Source organism: Nocardia sp. NPDC050630, assembly GCF_044457245.1.
Classification (GTDB): Bacteria; Actinomycetota; Actinomycetes; order Mycobacteriales; family Mycobacteriaceae; genus Nocardia.
In genome coordinates this window covers 1,267,032-1,288,949 of the sequence record NZ_JBITGN010000001.1, presented here as the reverse complement: position 1 = coordinate 1,288,949, position 21,918 = coordinate 1,267,032, and the positions used below count along the sequence as shown (strand labels likewise).

Here is a 21,918-nt window from a genome sequence, read left to right as displayed (position 1 = left end):
ACGCGGGCTGGGTGAATTCGGTGCGGTGCAGCAGTTCCTCGGTGTCATCGAATATCACCGCGAGCAGCCCGGGCGCGGAATCCGCTCCCGGATCACGCGTCAGGAGAGCATCGAACTGGGCACACACCTCGTCCAGAACCTGCGCGAACACCGGGAACGCCGCATAGAGGTCCTTACCCATCCCCGCGCGCTGCGCACCCTGTCCCGTGAACAGCCACGCGGTCTTCCCCGTCGCCGCGACGCCCTCGACGGCACCGGAAGACACCTTGCCCGCCGCCAAATCCGCCAGACCGGAAAGGATCTCGTCGCGCCCCGTCCCGACGACCGCGCCTCGGAATTCCAGATGGGAGCGGAAGGCGCTCAGCGAGTACGCGACATCGGCGATCTCTCGCTCGGGTCCGGCCACCAACCACTGCAGGAGCCGATCCGCCTGCGCCCGCAACCCTGCCTCGGATTTGGCCGATACCAGCAAAGGCAACGGCAGGTCTGCCGGAGTTCCGTTGGGTGCCACCGGGATTCGTTGCGGCGGCGCTTCCTCCAGGATCGCATGGGCATTGGTGCCGCTGACACCGAACGACGACACGCCCGCGCGGCGAACACGCCCGTTGCGCGGCCACCGCTGCGGCTCGGTCAGCAACTCCACACCGCCGGCCGACCAATCCACATGCGGGCTGGGCACATCCACGTGCAGCGTCATCGGCAGAGTCTCGTTCCGCAACGCCTGCACCATCTTGATCACTCCCGCCACGCCTGCGGCGGCCGAGGTGTGCCCGATATTCGACTTCAGCGAGCCGATCCGCAGCGGCGCTCCCGGCCGATCCTGACCGTAGGCGGCGATCAATGCCTGCGCCTCCATCGGATCACCCAGTGTCGTCCCGGTGCCGTGCGCCTCCACCGCATCGATGTCGGCGGGCCGCAGCCCGGCGTTGGCCAGGGCCGCCGCGATCACCCGCTCCTGCGACGGTCCATTCGGCGCGGACAGACCGTTCGACGCGCCGTCCTGATTGATCGCCGTCCCCCGCACCACGGCAAGAATGTTGTGGCCCAGGCGGCGGGCATCCGACAGCCGTTCCAGCACCAGCATTCCGACGCCCTCGGAGAACGCGACACCATCGGCCGCGGCGGAAAACGATTTGCACCGCCCGTCCGGGGACAGACCACGCTGCCGAGCGAAATCGACGGAGAGATAGGGATCGGCGTAGATCGTCGCGCCGCCCGACAACGCCAGCGATGCCTCACCCTGCCGCAGCGCCTGACAGGCCAGATGCAGCGACACCAACGACGACGAACACGCCGTATCCACGGTGACCGACGGCCCTTCCAGGCCGAACACATACGACAGCCGGCCCGAGATCACGCTGCCCTGGGCTCCGGTGAGCCGGTAGCCCTCGAACTCGGGGGTCACCCGGTTGAAATAGCCCGAGAAACACGCACCCACGAATACCCCGGCATCGGTGCCACGCAGCGAAACCGGATCGATCCCGGCATCCTCCAGGGCCTCCCACGATGCCTCGAGCAACTGCCGCTGCTGCGGGTCCATCGCCGTCGCTTCCCGCGGGCCGATCCCGAAGAATCCGGCGTCGAAATCCGCTGCGTCGTCGAGGAATCCGGCGCGGCGGGCGTATACGGTCCCGGGTTTGTCCGGATCCTCGTCGAACAAACGGTCCAGATCCCAGCCGCGGTCCGATGGGTACGCACTGGTCGCATCGATCCCCGAGGCCACCAAATCCCACAGTTCGTCCGGCGATTTCACCCCACCCGGGAACCGGCATCCCATGCCCACGATCGCGATCGGCTCATCCGCCGGTGTTCGGCGCGCGACCTTCTTGCCCGGTCCGCCCGTCGTCTTCGGCTCGTGCCTCGACAGCACGTGTTTCGCCACCGCGGCGGGAGTCGGATGATCGAACACCAGGGTCGACGCCAACCGCAACCCCGTGACCTTGGCCAACCGGTTGCGGAACTCCACCGCACCCAGCGAATCGAAACCGATCTCGTCGAAAGGTTGATCGGGCCGGATATCGGCCGCCGAATCGTGTCCCAGCACGGCCGCGGCCTGCCCCAGGACCATCTCCAGCACCACGTCGCCGCGCTGCGCGTGCGGCACCCGCGCCAACCGCTCACCCAGCGAACCCGCCGCGAAACTCGCCTCCGACCGGCTCGCGGCCGGCAGCGGACGCCGCACGAACCCACCCAGCACCGCGGGGATCCCCACGGGATCCGAGACGCGCCGAAGCACACTCGGGTCGAACCGCAGCGGAGCCAGCCGCCCATCGTCGCTCGCGACCGCGAGAGCGGCATCGAAAAGGCGCACACCGTCGGCATTCTCGAGTTGCCCGAGCCCCCACCGGCCCAACCGCGCCAACGCCGCACCGTCCACCTCGCCGGCCATCCCGCTGCCGGAGTGCCACGGTCCCCACGCCAGCGATATGGCCGGCAACCCCGCAGCTCGACGCAGGCGGACCAGGCCATCCAGGAATCCGTTCGCCGCGGCGTAATTGCCCTGTCCGGCCGAACCCAGCACTCCCGCGATCGAGGAGAACACCACGAATGCCGACAGATCTCGGCCGCGCGTCCACTCGTCCAGGTACCACGCTCCGTCGACCTTCGGCGCCAGCACCCGATCCACCTGCTCGGCGGTCAGCGATCGGAGGGTGCCATCGTCGACAACCCCGGCCATATGCACCACGCCGGTCACCCCACCATCGGAGTCCATGGCGTCCAGCAGGTTCCGCACCGCGTCACGATCGGTGACGTCGCAGGCCACGACGCGCGCGTCGGCTCCGGCCCGCGCCAATTCGGCGACCAGCTCCTCCGCGCCGGGCGCCTGCGGGCCGCGCCGGGAGGTCAGCACCAGCCTGCGCGCACCGTGCTCGGTGACCAGGTGCCGGGCGAACTCCGCGCCCAGACCACCTGTGCCACCGGTGATCAGCACCGTCCCCGCACCCGACCACGGCGACAGGGGATTGTCTTTCCGAACCTCGGCGCCGGTGCGGGTCAGCCGGGGAACCAGAATCCTGGTGTCGCGCACCGCGACCTGCGGCTCACCCGAGGCCAGCACGGCCGCGATCCGATCGGCGTCCACCGCTTCGCCCGGGTCTTCGTCGAGGAGTATGAACCGCCCTGGATTCTCCGTCTGTGCGCTGCGGACCAACCCCCACACCGCGGCGGCTGCCACATCCATGGCAGCGTCCTCGCCGGGAAGACCGACACCACCCGTGGTCACCACCACCAGCGAGGCATCCGACAGGCGTTCTTCGGCGAGCCATGTCCCGAGCACGGCCAGCGTGCTGTGCACCCGTGCCCGCACCACACCCGGATCGTCGACGACCTCTCCGGCGATCGCCGGACGCCAGACGACGATATCCGGAACATGTTCCGCGGCAACGATATCGGCAATGGACCTGTGTGATGTCGCGATTCCCGGCACCACCGTGTCCGCGAGGACGGCCGACGCCGGCATAGAGCCTGGGACCGGAGGCGGGGCCGTGGTCTTCCAACCCACCCGATACAGACCGGCGTCCTGATCATCGGACAGACCGCGCCGGAACTCCTCGACGTCGTACGGACGCAGCAGCACCGAATCAACCGATACGATCGGCCTGCCCTGCGGATCGACTGCCGCGACCGACACCGTATCCGCGCCGGTCTTCTCCGAGATGATCCGCAGGGCTGTCACTTCCGCGGGCATCGGCCGGTGCAGACGCGCACCGCCCCACCGGAACAGCAGCCAACCGGTATTCGGATCGGACTCGGCGAAACGGAATATGGATTGCGCGAGTCCGGCATGCATCACCAGCTCCAACAGCGCCGGATGCAGGTCGTGGCGACCGGATTCCGATACCGCGTCGGTATTCAGCGTCGCCTCGGAAAAGACCGTGTCGCCACGCTGCCACACCGCATTCACGCCGATGAACGCCGGACCGTAGTGGAGCCCGGTATCTTTCGCGATCTGCTCGGCAAGTGCCACCCGGTCCACATCGACGAGTTCGGCATCGGCCGGCGGCCACGCCTGCTCACCGAGCCGGGATACCAAGTCCGAGTCGCCATTCCACCGTGGCGCGAGGAAACCGGTCGCATTGCGCACCCATTCGTCGCCGGACGGCCTGCGGTAGAAGAACTCGAACGAACGCCGCCCGGATTCGTCCGCGGCCGCGACCAGGACCTGCACTTCGATCTCGTCGTCACCGGGACGGATCGGCGCCTGCACGATGATCTCCTCGACCACCTCGCAATCGATCCGCCCGCCGGCGGCGAGCAGGAATTCGAGCAGCAACACGCCCGGAACCACCACGACACCATGGGCCATGTGATCGGCGATCCACGGATGCGTACGCACCGAAAACCGGCCGGTGAACAGCCACTCGTCGGTCCCGGCCACGCCGACCACACCGGTCAGGATCGGATGATCCGCCGACGCCGCCGCATCGGCACTGGGCTGCAACCAGAACCGGCGACGCTGAAATCCGTAGGTCGGCAAAGCGACCCGGCGCACCGTTCGCCCCGCGAACAGCGACGCCCATTCCACCCGCGCACCCGCGACGTGGATCTGCGCCAGTGCGGTGACGAACTGCGACACCTCGTCGACGGATCGGCGCGCCGCCGCCACGATCCGCGACACCGATTCGACCTCGGCATTCTCGGCCACGGTCGCACGCGTCATCGCCGCCAGCACCGCATCCGGGCCCACCTCCACGAATCGCCGCGCACCCGCCGAGACGAGGGTGTCCACTCCCGGAGCGAACCGCACACACCCCCGCACCTGCCGAACCCAATACTCCGGATCGGTCACCGCGTCCCCGGCGAGCTCTCCGGTTTCGTTCGACACGATCGCCAGGCGCGGCGATCGATACGCGATACTTCGTGCCACCGAACGGAATTCGGCCAGCATCGGCGCCATGAGGGCGGAGTGGAAAGCGTGGGAAACGTCGAGCCGGTTGGTCTTGACGCCGGTACCCGACAACGCGGACTCGATCGCCTCGATGGCCTCCAGGTCCCCGGACAACACTGCCGAGGAGGGGGCGTTCACGGCCGCGATCGAGACTCTTCCAGCGTGCTCGGCGATCAGTTCGACGGCCCGATCCTCCCCGACGGCGACGGCCAGCATCGCGCCGCCTTCGGGCAGCGCGCCCATCAGCCTGCCGCGCGCGGCGACCAGAGCGCAGGCGTCCTGCAACGACCACACCCCGGCCACATACGCGGCGACCAGTTCACCGATGGAATGCCCGAGCAGCACATCCGGGGCGATACCGAAGGATTCGAGCAGCCGGAACATCGCCACCTCGAAGGCGAACAACGCCGGTTGGGTGTTTTCGGTGCGCGCCAGCACCTCGGCGGAGTCGCCGAACATCAGGTCTTTCAGCCGCCGTCCCGACGTGAGGTCGAACTGGGCGCACACCTCGTCCAACGCCGCCGCGAACACCGGAAAGGCCGTGTACAGGCTCTTGCCCATACCCGCGCGCTGAGCGCCCTGGCCGGTGAACAGGAAAGCGGTTGTGCCCGCACCCGTGCGGCCTTCGATCGCGCCGGGCGAACCGGCCGCGAGATCGGCCAGACCGGCGAGCAGTTCCTCCCGGTCACGCCCCACCGCCACACCGCGCCAGTCCAGCAGCGCCCGGGAGGTCGCCAGCGAATGCGCCACATCCCAGGCATCCGCATCGGGGTCGTCGAGCAACCACTGCCGCAGCCGGTTCGCCTGGGTTCGCAGCGCTGCCTCGGATTTGGCCGAGATCATCAGCGCGACGACATCCGACGCCACGGGCTCGGCCGTGACGACCTGCTCGGAGTCGCCTGCCGACTCGGCGGCCTCCGGATCGGCAGGGGCTTCCTCCAGGATCGCGTGAGCGTTGGTGCCGCTGATTCCGAACGACGACACACCCGCACGCCGCACCTGCCCGCCCGCGGGCCACGGCTCGGCCTCCGTCAGCAACCGCATCGTGCCCGCGGACCAATCCACATGCGGCGTGGGCGCATCCACATGCAGCGTCTTCGGCAGCACACCGTGGCGCATCGCTTCGACCATCTTGATCACACCGGCGACACCCGCGGCGGCATTGGTATGACCGATATTCGACTTGAGCGACCCCAAACGCAGCGGCCCACGCTCACCCCGCGCACCGTAGACCGACATCAGCGCACCCGCCTCGATCGGATCACCCAGCTTGGTGCCTGTCCCGTGCGCCTCCACCACGTCCACATCCGACGGTCCGAGGCCCGCATCCGCCAGCGCCGCGGCGATCACCCGTTCCTGCGCCGGACCGTTCGGCGCGGTCAGCCCCTTGCTCGCACCGTCCTGGTTGATCGCCGTCCCGCGCACCAGCGCGAGCACGTCGTGGCCCAATCGCCGTGCGTCCGACAGCCGTTCGACGACCAGGATCCCGAGCCCCTCCGAAAGACCGGTCCCGTCCGCGGCTGCCGCGAACGCCTTGCACCGCGCATCCGCCGACAGCGCTCGCTGACGCGCGAAGGCGATCAGATGGGACGGTTCCGACATCACGGTCACACCGCTCACCAGAGCCAGCGACGTCTCGCCCCGCCGCAGCGCCTGGCACGCCAGATGCAATGCCACCAGCGACGACGAGCACGCGGTGTCCACGGACAACGTGGGGCCCTTGAAACCGAACAGGTAGGAGACCCGGCCGGACAGCACAGAGCTCGACACGCCCAGAACGGCATGACCTTCGGCCTCCGCCGTCAGCGCCGGGGAGCCGATGCGAGGGCCGTAGTTCTGGTGGAAGACACCGGCGAAGACGCCGGTGTCGCTGCCTCGCAACGACTTCGGGTCGATGCCCGCATCCTCGAGAGCTTCCCAGGAAGCCTCCAGCGTCAGACGCTGTTGTGGATCCATCGACGCGGCCTCGCGTGGGCCGATCCCGAAGAAGCCCGCATCGAATTCGGGAGCCGAATGGATGAACCCGCCCTCGCGCGTATAGATCGTCCCGGGCACACCGGGATCGGGGTCGAAGAGCGTGTCCAGATCCCACCCGCGGTCGACGGGGAAGCCGCCGACCGCGTCGGCACCGGAGGCAACCAGATCCCACAACTGCGCGGGGGATTCCACGCCGCCGGGAAAGCGGCAGCTCATCCCGACGATCGCGATCGGCTCGCGCGCACCCTCTTCCAATTCCTGGATGCGCTTGTTGGCGGTTCGCAGGTCCCCGGTGACTTTGCGCAGATACCGGGTGAGCTTTTCCTCGTTGCTCATGAGCGACCGAACTCCTCATCAATCAGATCGAACAGCTCGTCGGGGGAATGGGTGGCGAGGTCGGCGTATTCGTCCTCATCGCCGCGCCACCTCCCGCCCAGGTGGGACCGAAGCCGGTCGCCGATACCGAGCAGTGCGGTGACCGTGGCGTCGTCGTCTCCCGCCGCGGCCAGGACCCGATCCACCATCGCCGCCAGATGGGCGATGTCGTCGGATGTGGTGCCGGCCGCAGCCGGCGAGACGGCCACCGCCGGGGCCAATCGCTCGTACAGATAACCGGCCAGTTCGGGGGCGGTCGGGTAGTCGAAGACGAGCGTCACCGGAATCTGGAGGCCGGTGGCTTTCGACAGCCGGTTGCGAAGCTCCACACCCGACAGCGAGTCGAGCCCGATCTCGTCGAATCCCTTGTCTGGCTCGATATCTGCGGCCGACGAGTAGCCCAGTACGGCCGCCACCTGTTCGAGAACGAAGTCCACGACGGCCTGCTCCCGTTCGGCTTCCGGTATCAGGCCCAGCTCCAAGCCGCGCGAGCGCTTGTCGCTCACCGTATTCCGCTCCGAATGTCGCACCAGACCCCGCAATATCGCGGGGACCGGATCGGGCAGCGCGGTCCGGTCGAATCGCGCGGCAACCAGCGCGGAATCCTGATCCACCAGTGCCGCGTCGAACAGCGCCAGCCCGTCCTGTTCGCCCAGCGCGACGATTCCCTCCCGCCGCAACCGGGCCAGGTCGGCCTCGCCGAGAGCATCGGTCAGCCCGCTGCGCTGTTGCCACAGACCCCATGCCACCGATGTCGCGGGCAGACCGCTCAGGTGCCGGTGGTGTGCCAGCGCATCGAGGAAGACATTGGCGGCGGCATAATTCGCTTGTCCCCGAGTGCCGATCACGCCCGCGACCGAGGAATAGAGCACGAACTGCGACAGATCCAGATCCTCGGTCGCCTCGTGCAGATTCCATGCCGCGTCGACCTTCGGGCGCAGCGTCGTCGCGAGCTGCTGCGGTGTCATGTCGGCGAGCAGACCGTCGGCCAGCGCACCCGCCGTGTGGACGACCCCGGTGAGCGGGTGCTCCGGTGCAATACTCGCCAGCAGCTTGTCGAGCGCCTCCCGGTCGGCCACATCGCAGGCGACCACGTCCACCTGTGCGCCCAGCGCCGTCAATTCCTCCGCCAGGCCGGCGGCACCGTCGGCGGCGGGACCGCGCCTGCTCGCGAGCACCAGCCGCCGCACACCGTGCTCGACGACGAGATGGCGGGCCGCCATCGCACCCAGAACACCGGTACCGCCGGTGATCAGCACGGTGCCGTCGGGGCGCAGCGGGGTCGGAATGGTGAGCACGTTGCGGCCGATATGCTTGCCCTCGCCCACGAACCGGAACGCCTCCGGCGCCTGCCGCAGATCCCATCCGGTGATCGGAGGCGGTGCCAGTACCCCCGTATCGATCAATTCGACCAGGGCACTCATGATCTCGCGCAATCGATCGAGCCCGATCTCGTCGAGATGGAAGTAGCGGTAGTGCACGCCCGGGTGCTGCTCGGCGACCTCGCCGGGATCGCGCCGATCGGTCGCCACCATCTCGAGGAAGCGGCCACCGCGCGGTAGCAATCTCAGTGAGGCGTCGACGAATTCGCCTTCCAGCGAATCGAGCACGATGTCTGCACCACTGCCGCCGGTGACCTCGAGGAACTTCCGCTCGAAGTCGAGGGTGCGCGAGTCACCGATGACCGCATCGTCGAAGCCCATGCCGCGCAGCACATCCCATTTGGAACGGTCGGCGGTGACCAGCAGCCGCAGACCGAGATGACGCGCCAGTTGCACAGCGGCCGTGCCGACACCTCCGGTGGCGACATGCAACAGCAACGTCTCCCCCGGCCGGGCATCGGCGAGATCGACGAGGCTGTAGTACGCGGTAATGAACACCACGGGCACGGCGGCCGCCTGTGCGAACGACCATCGCCGCGGTATCGGAGCCAGCCGCCTGCTGTCGGTCACAACGACCGAACCGATGCCCTCGATCATCCCGAAAACCCGGTCGCCGATGGCGAATTCGGTGACGTCCGGCGCCACCTCCAGTACCACGCCTGCACCCTCCATGCCGATGGTGGCGTCCGGGTTCGGATACATACCCAAGGTGATCAGTGCGTCCCGGAAGTTGACGCCCGAGGCGCGCAGACCCACCCGAACCTGACCGGGCCCGAGCTCCTGCACAGCAGTGCGGGTTTCGACCAGAGCGAAGTTGTCACCGGTCAAGGAGCCCTTGCCGAGCTGACGCAACGCCCACGCCGGGGCCCGCAGCGCGTCGCCGCCTCCCACCACGTCGCCGCGGTCGGATGTCAGCCGCGGCACGTAGGGAACGCCGGCGCGCACCGCGACCTGGGGCTCGTCCGCCGAGGCCAAGGCCGTGGCAACGGCATCGCGACAGTCGTCCCAGCGGTCCACGTCCACAACGGTGATCCGGTCGGGATGCTCGTTCTGTCCGCTGCGCAGCAGGCCCCAGACCGCCGCGCCGACGAGATCCACGGGCTCGCCCGCGGCCGTCGCGACCGCACCTCGGGTGACCACGACGATGCGCTGGTCCTGGGCCAGCAACTCCTTGCCGCGCGCCACGACCTCGGCCAGCCGACTCCGCACCGCATCGGGCACGTCCGTGTCCGCTGCCGCCGTGGCGCCGCTCGCGAGACCATCGAGTCGAATCACGGTCGCGGGCCGGCCGTCCACGGTCACCGTCTCGCCGTCGTCCGTGCTCGCCCACCGCGTGGCCGCGGCCACGTCGTCCGGATTCGGCGCGGGCAACGGAACCCAGCGCAGACGGTAGGTGCCGTCCGGCGCCGCCGCGCCCACCGCGCCGATCTGGATCGGACGCAGGGTCAACGCCGCGATCTCGGCGATCGGTGCGCCCCGAGAGTCGGTGAGCGTGAGGGTGATTCGCTGGTCCTGCGGGTCGGTCCCGGCCGGCGCCACTCGCACCCGGGCCGACGCGGCACCGACCGCGTCCACGGTCACGTTCTCCCACGAATAGGGCACGAGGATCTCACCGGGCGCGGCAGGCGCACTCATCCCACCGAGGCCGATCGTGTGCAGTGCCGCGTCCAGCAGTGCCGGATGCACCCCGAACCGATCCGCCGACTGTGCCTGCTCCGGCAGCGCGACCTCCGCGAAGAGTTCGTCGCCACGGCGCCACAAAGCGGTCAGCCCCTGGAACATCGCCCCGTAGTCGTAGCCGCGCTCGGCCAACTCGGCGTACGCATCGCCAATGTGTACCGGCAGCGCTCCGACGGGCGGCCAGCTCGTCGCATCGGCCCCGATCGGTTCGGGAGCCGAAAGCGGCGAGGCGACAACGGTTCCCGTGGCATGGCGTACCCATTCCGAGCGCGGTGCGCCGGACGACCCCGGGCCGTCCTGGTCCGATTCGCCGTCGCTCTGCGGGCGCGAATACACCGATACGGCTCGTGCTCCCGCATCATCGGGTGCGGCCGCCATCACCCGCAGTTCAACGGCGCCATCGGCCGGTAGGACCAGTGGCGCGGCCACGACCAGCTCGGCCAGCCGGGGACAGCCGACCATCGTCCCGGCATGCAACGCCAATTCGACGAAGGCCGTCCCCGGCAGTAGGGCCGCTCCGTTGATCGCGTGATCGGCCAGCCACGGGTGATCGGCCAGCGACAGGCGCCCGGTCAACACCACCGCTTCGGAGTCCGGCATCCAGACCGCCGCACCCAGCAGCGGATGCTTCGCCTCGCCCAGCCCCGACTGGTACACATCCCGGGCGGCGCTCGGCTGCAACCAGTACCGCTTGTGCTGGAAGGCGTACGTCGGCAGATCCACCCGAGCGACGGGTCGGAGCGTACCGAGCGCCCGTGTCACGACCGGAGCCAACGCGTCGGCCGCCACGTCGACGCCGACACAGTAGGCCCGCGCCAACGCGGTGGTGACCTGCAGCGGATCGCCATGATCACGCTTCAGCGTGCTCAGCACGGCCACCCGATCGGCCAGACCCAGCTCTCCCGCCGTCGCCTCGATCCCCATCGTCAGCACCGGATGCGGGCTCACCTCGATAAAGGCATTCGTCCCCGCACGCTGCAACGCCGCCACCGACTCCGCGAACCTGACCTGTTCACGCAGCCCCCGATACCAATACCCGGCATCCAAGGTCGCCGTGTCCACGTAATCGCCGGATACCGTCGAGAAGAACGGCACCGAACCCGATACCGGCACAATCGATTCCAGCTCCGCCAGCACCCGGTCGCGAACGGCCTCCACCGCCGCCGAATGCGAGGCGTAATCCACCGGAATCCGCCTGGCCCACACACCATCGGCCGCACACCCCGCCAGAAATTCCTCGAGAGCCGCCACTTCACCGGAAACCACGATCTGGCCCGGACCGTTGACCGCTGCCACCGACAGCCGGCCGCCGAAACCCGCCAACCGCTCGGCAACCACCTCGGCGGCCGCGCTCACCGAGGCCATACCGCCGTGCCCCGCAAGGTCTTGTGCCACAACGAGAGAACGAAGCGCGACGACCCGGGCGCCATCCGACAGCGACAGCCCGCCCGCGACCACAGCCGCCGCGATCTCACCCTGCGAATGCCCCACCACCACCGACGGCTCCACACCCGCCGCACGCCACACCCGCGCCAACGACACCATCACCGCAAACAACACCGGCTGAACAACATCCACCCGATCCAACAACCCAGCCCCAGCCTCACCCCGCAACACCGCGGTCAAAGACCAACCCACAAACGGCGCCAACACCGCCTCACACTCGGCCACCGACTCCGCAAACACCCCACCCCCAGCCAACAACCCCGCACCCATCCCCACCCACTGACTCCCCTGCCCCGGAAAAACAAACGCCACCCGACGCGGCACCACACGACCCGACACCACCTCGACGGGCCCCTCGGGCGACGGCGCCTCCGACTCGATCAATCCGGCCAGGCCCGCCATCAATCCGTCGCGATCGCGACCGACAACCGCACCGCGCCACTCCAACTGCGACCGGTGACGCAGCAATGAATGCGCCACGTCCGCCGCGTCGGTATCCGGGTGGGTGCGCAACCACTGCTCGAGCCGAACAGCCTGCTGCCGCAATGCCTCCGGACTCACCGCCGACAACATCCACGACATGGCATCCGAATCGGCTGCACCCGAATCTTGTGCGGCAATGGGAGATTCGGCGCGAGTCGGGAGCGGCGCCTCCTCCAGGATGGCGTGGGCGTTGGTGCCGCTGACACCGAACGACGACACGCCCGCGCGACGAGCACGCCCGTTGCGCGGCCACGGCCGCGACTCGGTCAGCAACTCCACCTCGCCGGCCGACCAGTCCACCTTCGGGCTCGGCTCGTCCACGTGCAGGGTTTTCGGCAGCGTCTCGTGCCGCAACGCCAGCACCATCTTCATGACACCGCCCACACCCGCCGCGGCCGTGGTGTGCCCGATATTCGACTTCAACGACCCGAGCCACAGCGGCCCACTCGATCGCCCCTGCCCGTAGGTTCCGATCAGGGCCTGCGCCTCGATCGGATCACCCAGCGGCGTTCCCGTCCCGTGTGCCTCCACCGCATCGATATCGGTCGGCTCCAGCCCCGCGTTCGCCAACGCCGTGGTGATCACCCGCTCCTGCGAAGGACCATTCGGCGCCGACAAACCGTTACTCGCCCCGTCCTGGTTGATCGCGCTGCCCCGGACCACCGCCAGCACGGGGTGACCCGCGCGCTGCGCGTCCGACAGGCGCTCGAGCACGAGCATGCCGACGCCCTCGGAGAATGCCGTGCCATCTGCCGTGGCAGCGAACGACTTGCAACGACCCTCACGCGATATGCCGCGCTGCCTTGCGAAATCGATGGAGAGATAGGGATCGGCGTAGATGGTCGCACCGCCCGTCAAGGCCAGCGAGGTCTCTCCCTGCCGCAGCGCCTGACAGGCCAGATGCAAGGCGACCAGCGACGAGGAGCACGCGGTGTCCACGGTGACCGAAGGTCCTTCGATACCCAAGACATACGACAGCCGTCCCGACGTCACACTGCCCTGCGTGCCGGTGAGCCGATGGCCCTCGAACTCGGGGGTGACCCGGTTGAAATAGCCCGAGTAGCACGCCCCTACGAACACGCCGGCATCGGTGCCGCGCAACGCGACCGGGTCGATTCCCGCGTTTTCCAGTGCCTCCCAGGAGGATTCGAGCAAATGACGCTGCTGCGGGTCCATCGCCGATGCCTCGCGCGGACTGATCCCGAAGAAGCCGGCATCGAAATCACCGGCGCCGTCGAGGAATCCGGCACGACGGCTGTACACGGTGCCCGGCTTGTCCGGGTCCTCGTCGAACAGCCGCTCCAGATCCCATCCGCGATCCGACGGGTACTCACTGGTCGCGTCGATTCCCCCGGCGAGAAGGTCCCACAACTCATCCGGCGACGTCACACCGCCGGGGAACCGGCAGCCCATCCCCACGATGGCAATCGGCTCGTCGGTCCGGGTCCGGCGGGCCACCTTCTTGACCGGTTCGCTCGCGGCTTTCGGCTCCACCTTCGACAACACGAGTTTCGCCACCGCCGCGGGGGTCGGATAGTCGAACACCAGAGTCGACGGCAGCTGAATACCGGTGGCCTTGTTCAGCCGGTTCCGGAATTCCACGCCACCCAGCGAATCGAAACCGATCTCGTCGAAGCGCCGATCGGGCCGGATATCGGCCGCCGAATCATGTCCAAGCACCGCCGCCGCCTGCGCCAGCACCACCTCCGATACCACGTCGGCACGCCGGGCCTCGGGCACCTGGGCCAACCGCTCGGCCAACGCACCGGCCGCGGGCTTTCCCGCAGCCTTCGCCGGGCGGATCGAACGCGGTACGAAACCGCGCAAAACGGCCGGAACCGCATCGGGATCCGACACGCGCCGCAATACGCTCGGGTCGAACCGGATCGCGGCCGGACGCTCCTGCGAACCGGCGACCGCTTCGTCGAACAACCGCAGGCCCTCGGCATCACCGAGCCGGCCCAGCCCCAGCCGCTCCCATCGTGCGAGTGCGGTGCTGTCCAGTTCCCCGGTCATGCCGCTGCCGGAGTTCCACGGCCCCCATGCCAGCGACACCGCAGCCGATCCCGCCGCGCGGCGCCGCTGCACCAGACCGTCCAGGAAAGCGTTGGCCGCGGCGTAATTGCCCTGCCCGGCCGAACCCAGCACCCCCGCCATCGACGAGAAGACCACGAACGCCGACATATCGCGGTCACGAGTCAGCTCGTCCAGGTACCACGCCCCGTACACCTTCGGCGCCAGCACCTGGTCCACCTGTTCACTGGTCAGCGACTCCACGGTGCCGTCGTCGATAACACCCGCCGTATGCACCACAGCGGTCACACCGCCGTCGGAATCCATGGCGTCCAACAGGTTTCGCACCGCATCACGGTCGCCGACATCACACGCGACCACGCGGGCATCGGCGCCCGCCCGGCCCAGTTCGGCGACGAGCTCGGACGCCCCCGGCGCCTCGGGACCCCGCCGCGACGACAGCACCAACCTGCGCACGCCGTGTTCGGCGACCAGGTGCCGGGCGAACAACGCACCGAGACCACCGGTACCACCGGTGATCAAGACCGCGCCGTCGCCGAAAGCCGGCGCCGCGCCGGTGTCGCGCACCTCGTCGGCCTTCGATGTCCGGGTGAGCCTGGGAACCAGAACTCCCGCACCCCGCACCGCGGCCTGCGGCTCACTCGAGGCCAGCACCGCCGCGATCCGGTCGGCGCCCGACCGCTCGGCCGGATCCTCGTCGAGGAGAACGAACCGCCCCGGATTCTCCGACTGCGCACTGCGGACCAACCCCCACGCCGCGGCCGCCACCACATCCGGCACCTCCCCGGGCAGCCCCGCCCCACCGGTGGTGAGCAGCACCATCCGGACATCGGACAGTCGCTCCTCGGCAAGCCAGGATTTCACCGTGGCCAGCGTGCTGTGCACCCCGGCCCGCACCACTGCCGGACCATCCGCCGCCTGTTCCGGGACGCGCCACACCACGACTTCCGGAAGCTGTTCCGCCGCAACGAGTTCGGTGACGGAAGCGAATGACACGCCGATCCCCGGTACCGCCGAATCCGCGAGCACGGCCATCGACGGCGCCGGCGATCCGGCCGACGCTGCCGTGGCAGGCTCCCAGTGCACCTGGTACAGACAGGCCGCGTCCTCGGACAAGCCGCGCCGGAATTCCTTGGCGTCGTTGCGACGCATCATGACGGCGTCGATCGACAGGATCGGATTGCCGTTCGTATCGACGGCCGCGACGGCGATGGTGTTCACTCCCGCTTTCACCGCCATGACCCGCAGCTCCGTCACCTCCGTGGGCACCGGCGCGTGAAGACGCGCACCGCCCCACTGGAACAGCAACCACCCGGAATCGGGGTCGGGCTCCGCGGCCCGGAAAACCAAGCGGGACAGCCCGGCATGCACAACCAGCTCCATCAAGGCCGGATGCACACCGTGCCCGGACTCCGGTGCCGCGTCGGTGTCCAGCACGACCTCCGAGAAGACCGTATCGCCACGCTGCCATACCGCCGGCACACCGATGAACGCCGGACCGTACTCGAGTCCGGTGTCCTCGGTGATCTGCGCGGGAAGCGTCAGCCGATCCACGTCCACGCGTTCGGCATCGGCCGGTGGCCACTCCTGGTCCCGCAGCTGCGACACCAACGCCGAATCGTCGGCCGGCTCCGCCGCGAACACGCCCGTGGCGTTGCGCACCCACGCCTCATCGGAGGCATTCCGATAGAAGAATTCGAACGAACGCCGCCCGGACTCATCGGCCGACTGCACCAGCACCTGCAGATCGACCGCGTCCGCACCGGGCCGGATCGGCGCCTGCACCATGACTTCCTCGACCACTTCGCAGCCGATCCCGCGGCCGGCGGCGAGCAGGAACTCGAGCAACAGCACGCCCGGCACCACCACGACGCCGTAGGCCATGTGGTCGGCGATCCATGGATGCGTGCGCAACGAGAACCGGCCGGTGAACAACCATTCGTCGGTATCGGCGAGCTCGGTCACACCCGTCAGAATCGGATGACCTCCAGAGTCGCCTGCCGCCGCTTCGACAGGCTGCAGCCAGTACCGCCGATGCTGGAAGGCGTAGCTGGGCAACGAAACCCGCTGTGCACCGCGACCGGCCGACAGCGGGCGCAAGTCCACACTCATACCTGCCACATGGGCCTGTGCCAGCGCGGACACGAATTGTGTCGGCTCGTCGGCCGCACGCCGGGCCGCGGCGACCACCGTCGATGTGGCCTCCACATCCGGGATCTCGGCCAGGCACTGTCGAGTCATCGCGGACAACACGGCATCGGGGCCGATCTCCATGAACCGCCGCACCCCGGCCGCTATCGCGGTCTCGATACCCGGTGCGAACCGGACACAGCCACGCACCTGGTCGACCCAGTAACCCGGATCGGTCACCTCGGCGCCGGCCAGGACACCCGACACATTCGACACGATCGGAACGGCCGGCTCGTGATAGGTCAATCCCATTGCCACACTGCGGAATTCATCGAGCATCGGCTCGATCAACGCCGAGTGGAACGCATGACTGACCCGCAACCGGGACGTCTTGACTCCCTCGCCGGCCAGCTTGTCCTCGATCTCGGCTATCGCCGCGGCGTCACCGGACAGCACCACCGACGACGGACCGTTCACCGCGCCCATCGATACCCGGCCCTGGAACTCGACCAGCATCCCGGCTGCCCGATCCTCCGGTACCGCCACCGCGAGCATCGCCCCGCCCTCGGGCAGCGCGCCCATCAGCCGCCCGCGTGCCACCACCAGGGCGCACGCATCCGCCAGCGACCACACCCCCGTCACACAGGCGGCCACCAACTCGCCGATCGAATGCCCGATCAGCACATCCGGCGCCATACCGAAGGACTCCACCAACCGGAACAGCGCCACCTCGAAGGCGAACAGCGCGGGCTGGGTGAACTCCGTGAGGTCCAGCAGCGCCGCGTTCTCCTCATCGAACATCAGGTCTTTCAGCGACCTGCCGAGTAGCGGATCGATCTGGGCGCACACCTGGTCCAATGCCGACGCGAACACCGGAAACGCACCGTACAACTGCGCGCCCATCCCGGCTCGCTGCGCACCCTGACCGGTGAACAGGAACGCCGTCTTCCCCGGGATGACCTGCCCCTCGAGGACCGACGACGACGCCTCGCCCGAGGCGAGAGCGGCGAGACCGGCCAACACCTGTTCCCGGTCGCGGCCCACAACCGCGCCGCGCCGATCGAAGTGTCCGCGTGTCTCGACCGAGGAATACGCGATATCGGCGACACCGGCATCGGGCCGGTCGATCATCCACTGCCGCAGCCGATCCGCCTGTGCGCGCAACGCCTCGTCGGACTTGGCCGACACCAGCACAGGAACCACATCGGTCGCCACCGCGGCGGCGTCTTCGTCCGGCGACGGTACGACCGCCGGCGCTTCCTCGAGAATCACATGCGCGTTGGTGCCGCTGATCCCGAACGACGACACACCCGCACGCCGCACCCGATCGGAGACGGGCCAGGGCTCGGCCTCGGTCAGCAATCGCACCGACCCTGCCGACCAATCCACGTGCGGCGTCGGCGCATCCACATGCAGCGTTCGCGGCAGAGTTTCGCGCCGCAGGGCGGCCACCATCTTGATGACACCACCGATACCGGCCGCGGCGACCGCGTGACCGATATTCGACTTCACCGACCCAATCCGCAAGGGCTCCGCCCGGTCCTGCCCGTAGGTGGCGATCAATGCCTGCGCCTCGATCGGATCGCCCAATGCCGTTCCGGTGCCATGGGCTTCGACCGCGTCCACATCCGATGCCCGGAGCCCGGCATTGGCCAGCGCTTGCGCGATCACACGCTCCTGCGATGGACCGTTCGGCGCGGTCAGGCCATTGCTCGCACCGTCCTGATTGATCGCGCTGCCGCGCACCACGCCGAGAATGTCGTGCCCCAGCCGCTGTGCGTCCGACAGCCGCTCGACCACGAGCACCCCGACGCCCTCGGACCACGTCACGCCGTCGGCCGTGGCGGCGAACGCCTTGGATCGCCCATCCGGCGCCAGCCCTCGCTGTCGCGCGAAATCCACGTACAGACTCGGACTCGCCGACACACTCACACCGCCCGCCAGCGCCAGCGATGCTTCCCCCTGACGCAACGCCTGGCACGCCAGGTGCAATGCGACCAGCGACGACGAACACGCGGTATCGACCGTGACCGCCGGGCCTTCCAGACCGAAAACATAAGAGACACGGCCGGATATCACGCTGTGTGATGTCCCGGTCAGCCGGAAACCTTCGTATTCACCGACGACCCCGGCCGAGTACCCCGACGAGCAGGCGCCGACGTAGACGCCGGTATCGCTGCCGCGCAGCGACGCGGGGTCGATACCCGCGTCCTCGAGCGCCTCCCAGGAGACCTCCAGCATCAGCCGCTGCTGCGGATCCATCGCCGCCGCCTCGCGCGGGCCCACGCCGAAGAAGCTCGCATCGAAACCGCCGGCGTCATCGAGGAAGCCGCCCTCCCGGGTGTACACGGTCCCCGGCTTATCCGGGTCCGCATCGAACAACCGCTCCAGATCCCAGCCTCGATCCGATGGGAACGGCGCGATCACGTCCCGTCCCGCCGCGACGAGTTCCCAGAGATCCTCGGCCGATCCGACACCACCCGGGAAACGGCAGCCGATACCGACGATGGCGATCGGCTCATCGGAGACGGCCCGGTGAGTCACTCGTGGCACATCGGGATCGATCCCTTCCAGATGTGCACGCACCAGCCGCGCCACCGCCATCGGCGTCGGGTGGTCGAAGATCAGGGTCGCGGGCAACGGCACACCGGTGGCCGATGCCAGGTTGCTCCGAAGCTGTTGTCCGCTTACCGAATCGAACCCGGCGGCGGTGAACGGCAAATCGGGTGCGACGGCATCGGCCGAATCATGGCCGAGCACCGCCGCGGCCTGTTCGGCCACGACCTCGAGCACGAGCGCGTCGCGGTCACGCTCGGCCGCGGCGAACAACCGCGGCGCCAGCGGGCCCTCCACCACGGCACGCCTGCTTCGAACCGGGGACGCGGTGCGCTGCGGAGCCGGAAGCGGCTCCACGCCATCCAGCGTCCAGCACTGCCGCCGCTGGAACGCATACGTCGGCAGTTCCACCCGCTGCGCCGGTGGGGCCAGCAGTTCCGGCGCTACATCGATACCCACGCAGTAGGCATGTGCCAAGGCCGCGGCGAACTGCTGGCGGCCGCCGTGGTCGCGCCGCAGCGTGCCGACGACCGCGACCCGGTCCGCCAGCCCCATCGAATCCGCCGTCAGCTCGATCGCCGTCGACACCACAGGATGCGGGCTCGTCTCCACGAACGCATTCGTCCCCGAGTCCAGTAACGTCTCGATCGCGTCGGCGAAGCGCACCTGCTCACGCAGCCCCCGGTACCAATACCCGGCGTCCAGCTCGGCGGTGTCCATAAAATCCGCTGTCACCGTCGAGAAGAACGGCACCGAACCCGATACCGGCACAATCGATTCCAGCTCCGCCAGCACCCGGTCGCGAACGGCCTCCACCGCCGCCGAATGCGAGGCGTAATCCACCGGAATCCGCCTGGCCCACACACCATCGGCCGCACACCCCGCCATAAACTCGTCCAACGCCGCGGCCTCACCCGACACCACAACCTGGCCGGGACCATTGACCGCCGCGACCGACAACCGGCCCCCGAAACCCGCCAACCGCTCGGCAACCACCTCCGCCGTAGAACCGATCGAGGCCATACCACCCGAACCCGCCAGCACCTCGGCGACGGCACGCGACCGCACCGCCACGATGCGCGCGCCATCCGACAGCGACAGCCCGCCCGCGACCACAGCCGCCGCGATCTCACCCTGCGAATGCCCCACCACCACCGACGGCTCCACACCCGCCGCACGCCACACCCGCGCCAACGACACCATCACCGCAAACAACACCGGCTGAACAACATCCACCCGATCCAACAACCCAGCCCCAGCCTCACCCCGCAACACCGCGGTCAAAGACCAACCCACAAACGGCGCCAACACCGCCTCACACTCGGCCACCGACTCCGCAAACACCCCACCCCCAGCCAACAACCCCGCACCCATCCCCACCCACTGACTCCCCTGCCCCGGAAAAACAAACGCCACCCGACGCGGCACCACACGACCCGACACCACGGCAACCTCTTCCGAGGTCTGCGCCGCCGGATCGGCCAGCGCGGCCAGCGCGACACCCATCGCGTCGGCGTCGTGTCCGATCACCGCGCCCCGCCAGTCCAACGCCGTGCGCGAATGGATGAGCGAATACGCCACATCGGCGGCATCACCGGCCGGATGTCCGGCCAGCCACTCCTGCAATCGAACAGCCTGCTGCCGCAACGCTTCCGGGCTCTGCCCGGACAACACCCAGGTCACCGGACGGTCGGCGGCGGCCACACCCGCATCACCCGCGACCGGCGCCGGCGCCTCCTCCAGAATCACATGTGCGTTCGTGCCACCCATTCCGAACGACGACACGCCCGCCCGGCGCTGTGCCGCGCCCGGCCAGTGCTCCGTCGCGGTCTGCACCCGCAATCGCAGCGCTTCGAGTGGAATCTGCGGATTGGCGGTGTGAAAGTTCAAGCTGGGCGCCAGTTCCCGATGCCGCAGGCTCAGCACGGTCTTGATCAGGCCGGCGATCCCGGCGGCACCCTCGAGATGCCCGATATTCGTCTTGACCGAACCGACGGCCAGCGGTGTGCTCCCGGACCGCCCGGCGCCATAGATCTCGCCGAGGGCCCGCGCTTCCACCGGATCGCCCGCGGGTGTACCGGTTCCGTGCAACTCCACATAATCCACCGACGCGGGTTCCACATCGGCGGCCGCCAGCGCGGCCCTGATCACCGCGGTCTGCGCGGACACACTGGGCGCGCTCAGCACTTGACGCTCATTGCCGCTGTTGATAGCACTGCCGCGGATCACCGCGTAGATCCGGTCACCATCGGCGACCGCGCGCGCCAGCGGCTTGAGTACGACGATGCCGCCGCCTTCGCCGCGAACCGTGCCGTCCGCACGTTCATCGAAGGTGTAGCACCGTCCCGACGGTGAGTGCGCGCCGAACTGCTCGTAGCGCTCACCACCCAGCGGCGACAGGATGAGATTCAGCCCGCCCGCCAAGGCCACATCACACTCGCCGCCGCGCAACGATTCACACGCCAGGTGCACCGCGACCAGCGACGAGGACTGCCCGCTGTCCACCACGATGCTCGGACCGGTGAACCCGTAGTAATTCGAAATCCGGTTGGCGGCGACGCCGCGCCCGACGCCCGACAACGAATGCCTGCCGACGCCGGGCTTACCCCTCGACGCCTCGATTTCGGCGAAATCGGTTCCGGTGCTGCCCAGGAACACTCCCGCGCGGGCACCGTCGCGATCGCGGTAGCCCGCGTCTTCGAGGGCCTCCCAGCTCAGCTCGAGACCGAGCAGCTGCTGCGGATCGATCGCACGCGCCTCATTCGGCGCCACCCCGAAGAAGTCGGCGTCGAATTCCGATGCCGAAGCCAGGAATCCGGCCTTCTCCTCGATTCGCGGGCGGTCTGCGGGAGCGGAGCCGATAGCCTCGCGCCCATCGCGCAGCAACCGCCAGAAGCTCTCGAGATCGGAAGCGCCGGGCATCCGGCACGACATTCCGACAATGGCGATCTCATTCGCGTCGACCAT

Annotated in this window: 2 protein-coding genes (1 of these 2 cut by a window edge); both read right to left on the bottom strand. The window is 68.7% G+C overall.

Annotated features, from left to right (window positions below; genetic code table 11):
• On the bottom strand, positions 1–7,201 hold the 5' portion of the coding sequence (locus ACIBG0_RS05435; RefSeq protein WP_397029462.1) for a type I polyketide synthase. It extends 3,668 nt beyond the left edge of the window; the window shows 7,201 of its 10,869 coding nt (coding positions 1–7,201); its start codon is at positions 7,199–7,201; the stop codon falls past the left edge of the window.
• Complete coding sequence (locus ACIBG0_RS05430; protein WP_397029460.1) at positions 7,198–21,918, bottom strand: SDR family NAD(P)-dependent oxidoreductase; 14,721 nt, start codon at positions 21,916–21,918, stop codon at positions 7,198–7,200. Before ACIBG0_RS05430 ends, ACIBG0_RS05435 begins: the two co-directional genes overlap by 4 nt.

Coding starts and splice junctions, on each gene's coding strand:
- ACIBG0_RS05430 (WP_397029460.1), bottom strand. CDS start 21,918: ATGGTCGACGCGAATGAGATCGCCATTGTCGGAATGTCGTGCCGGATG.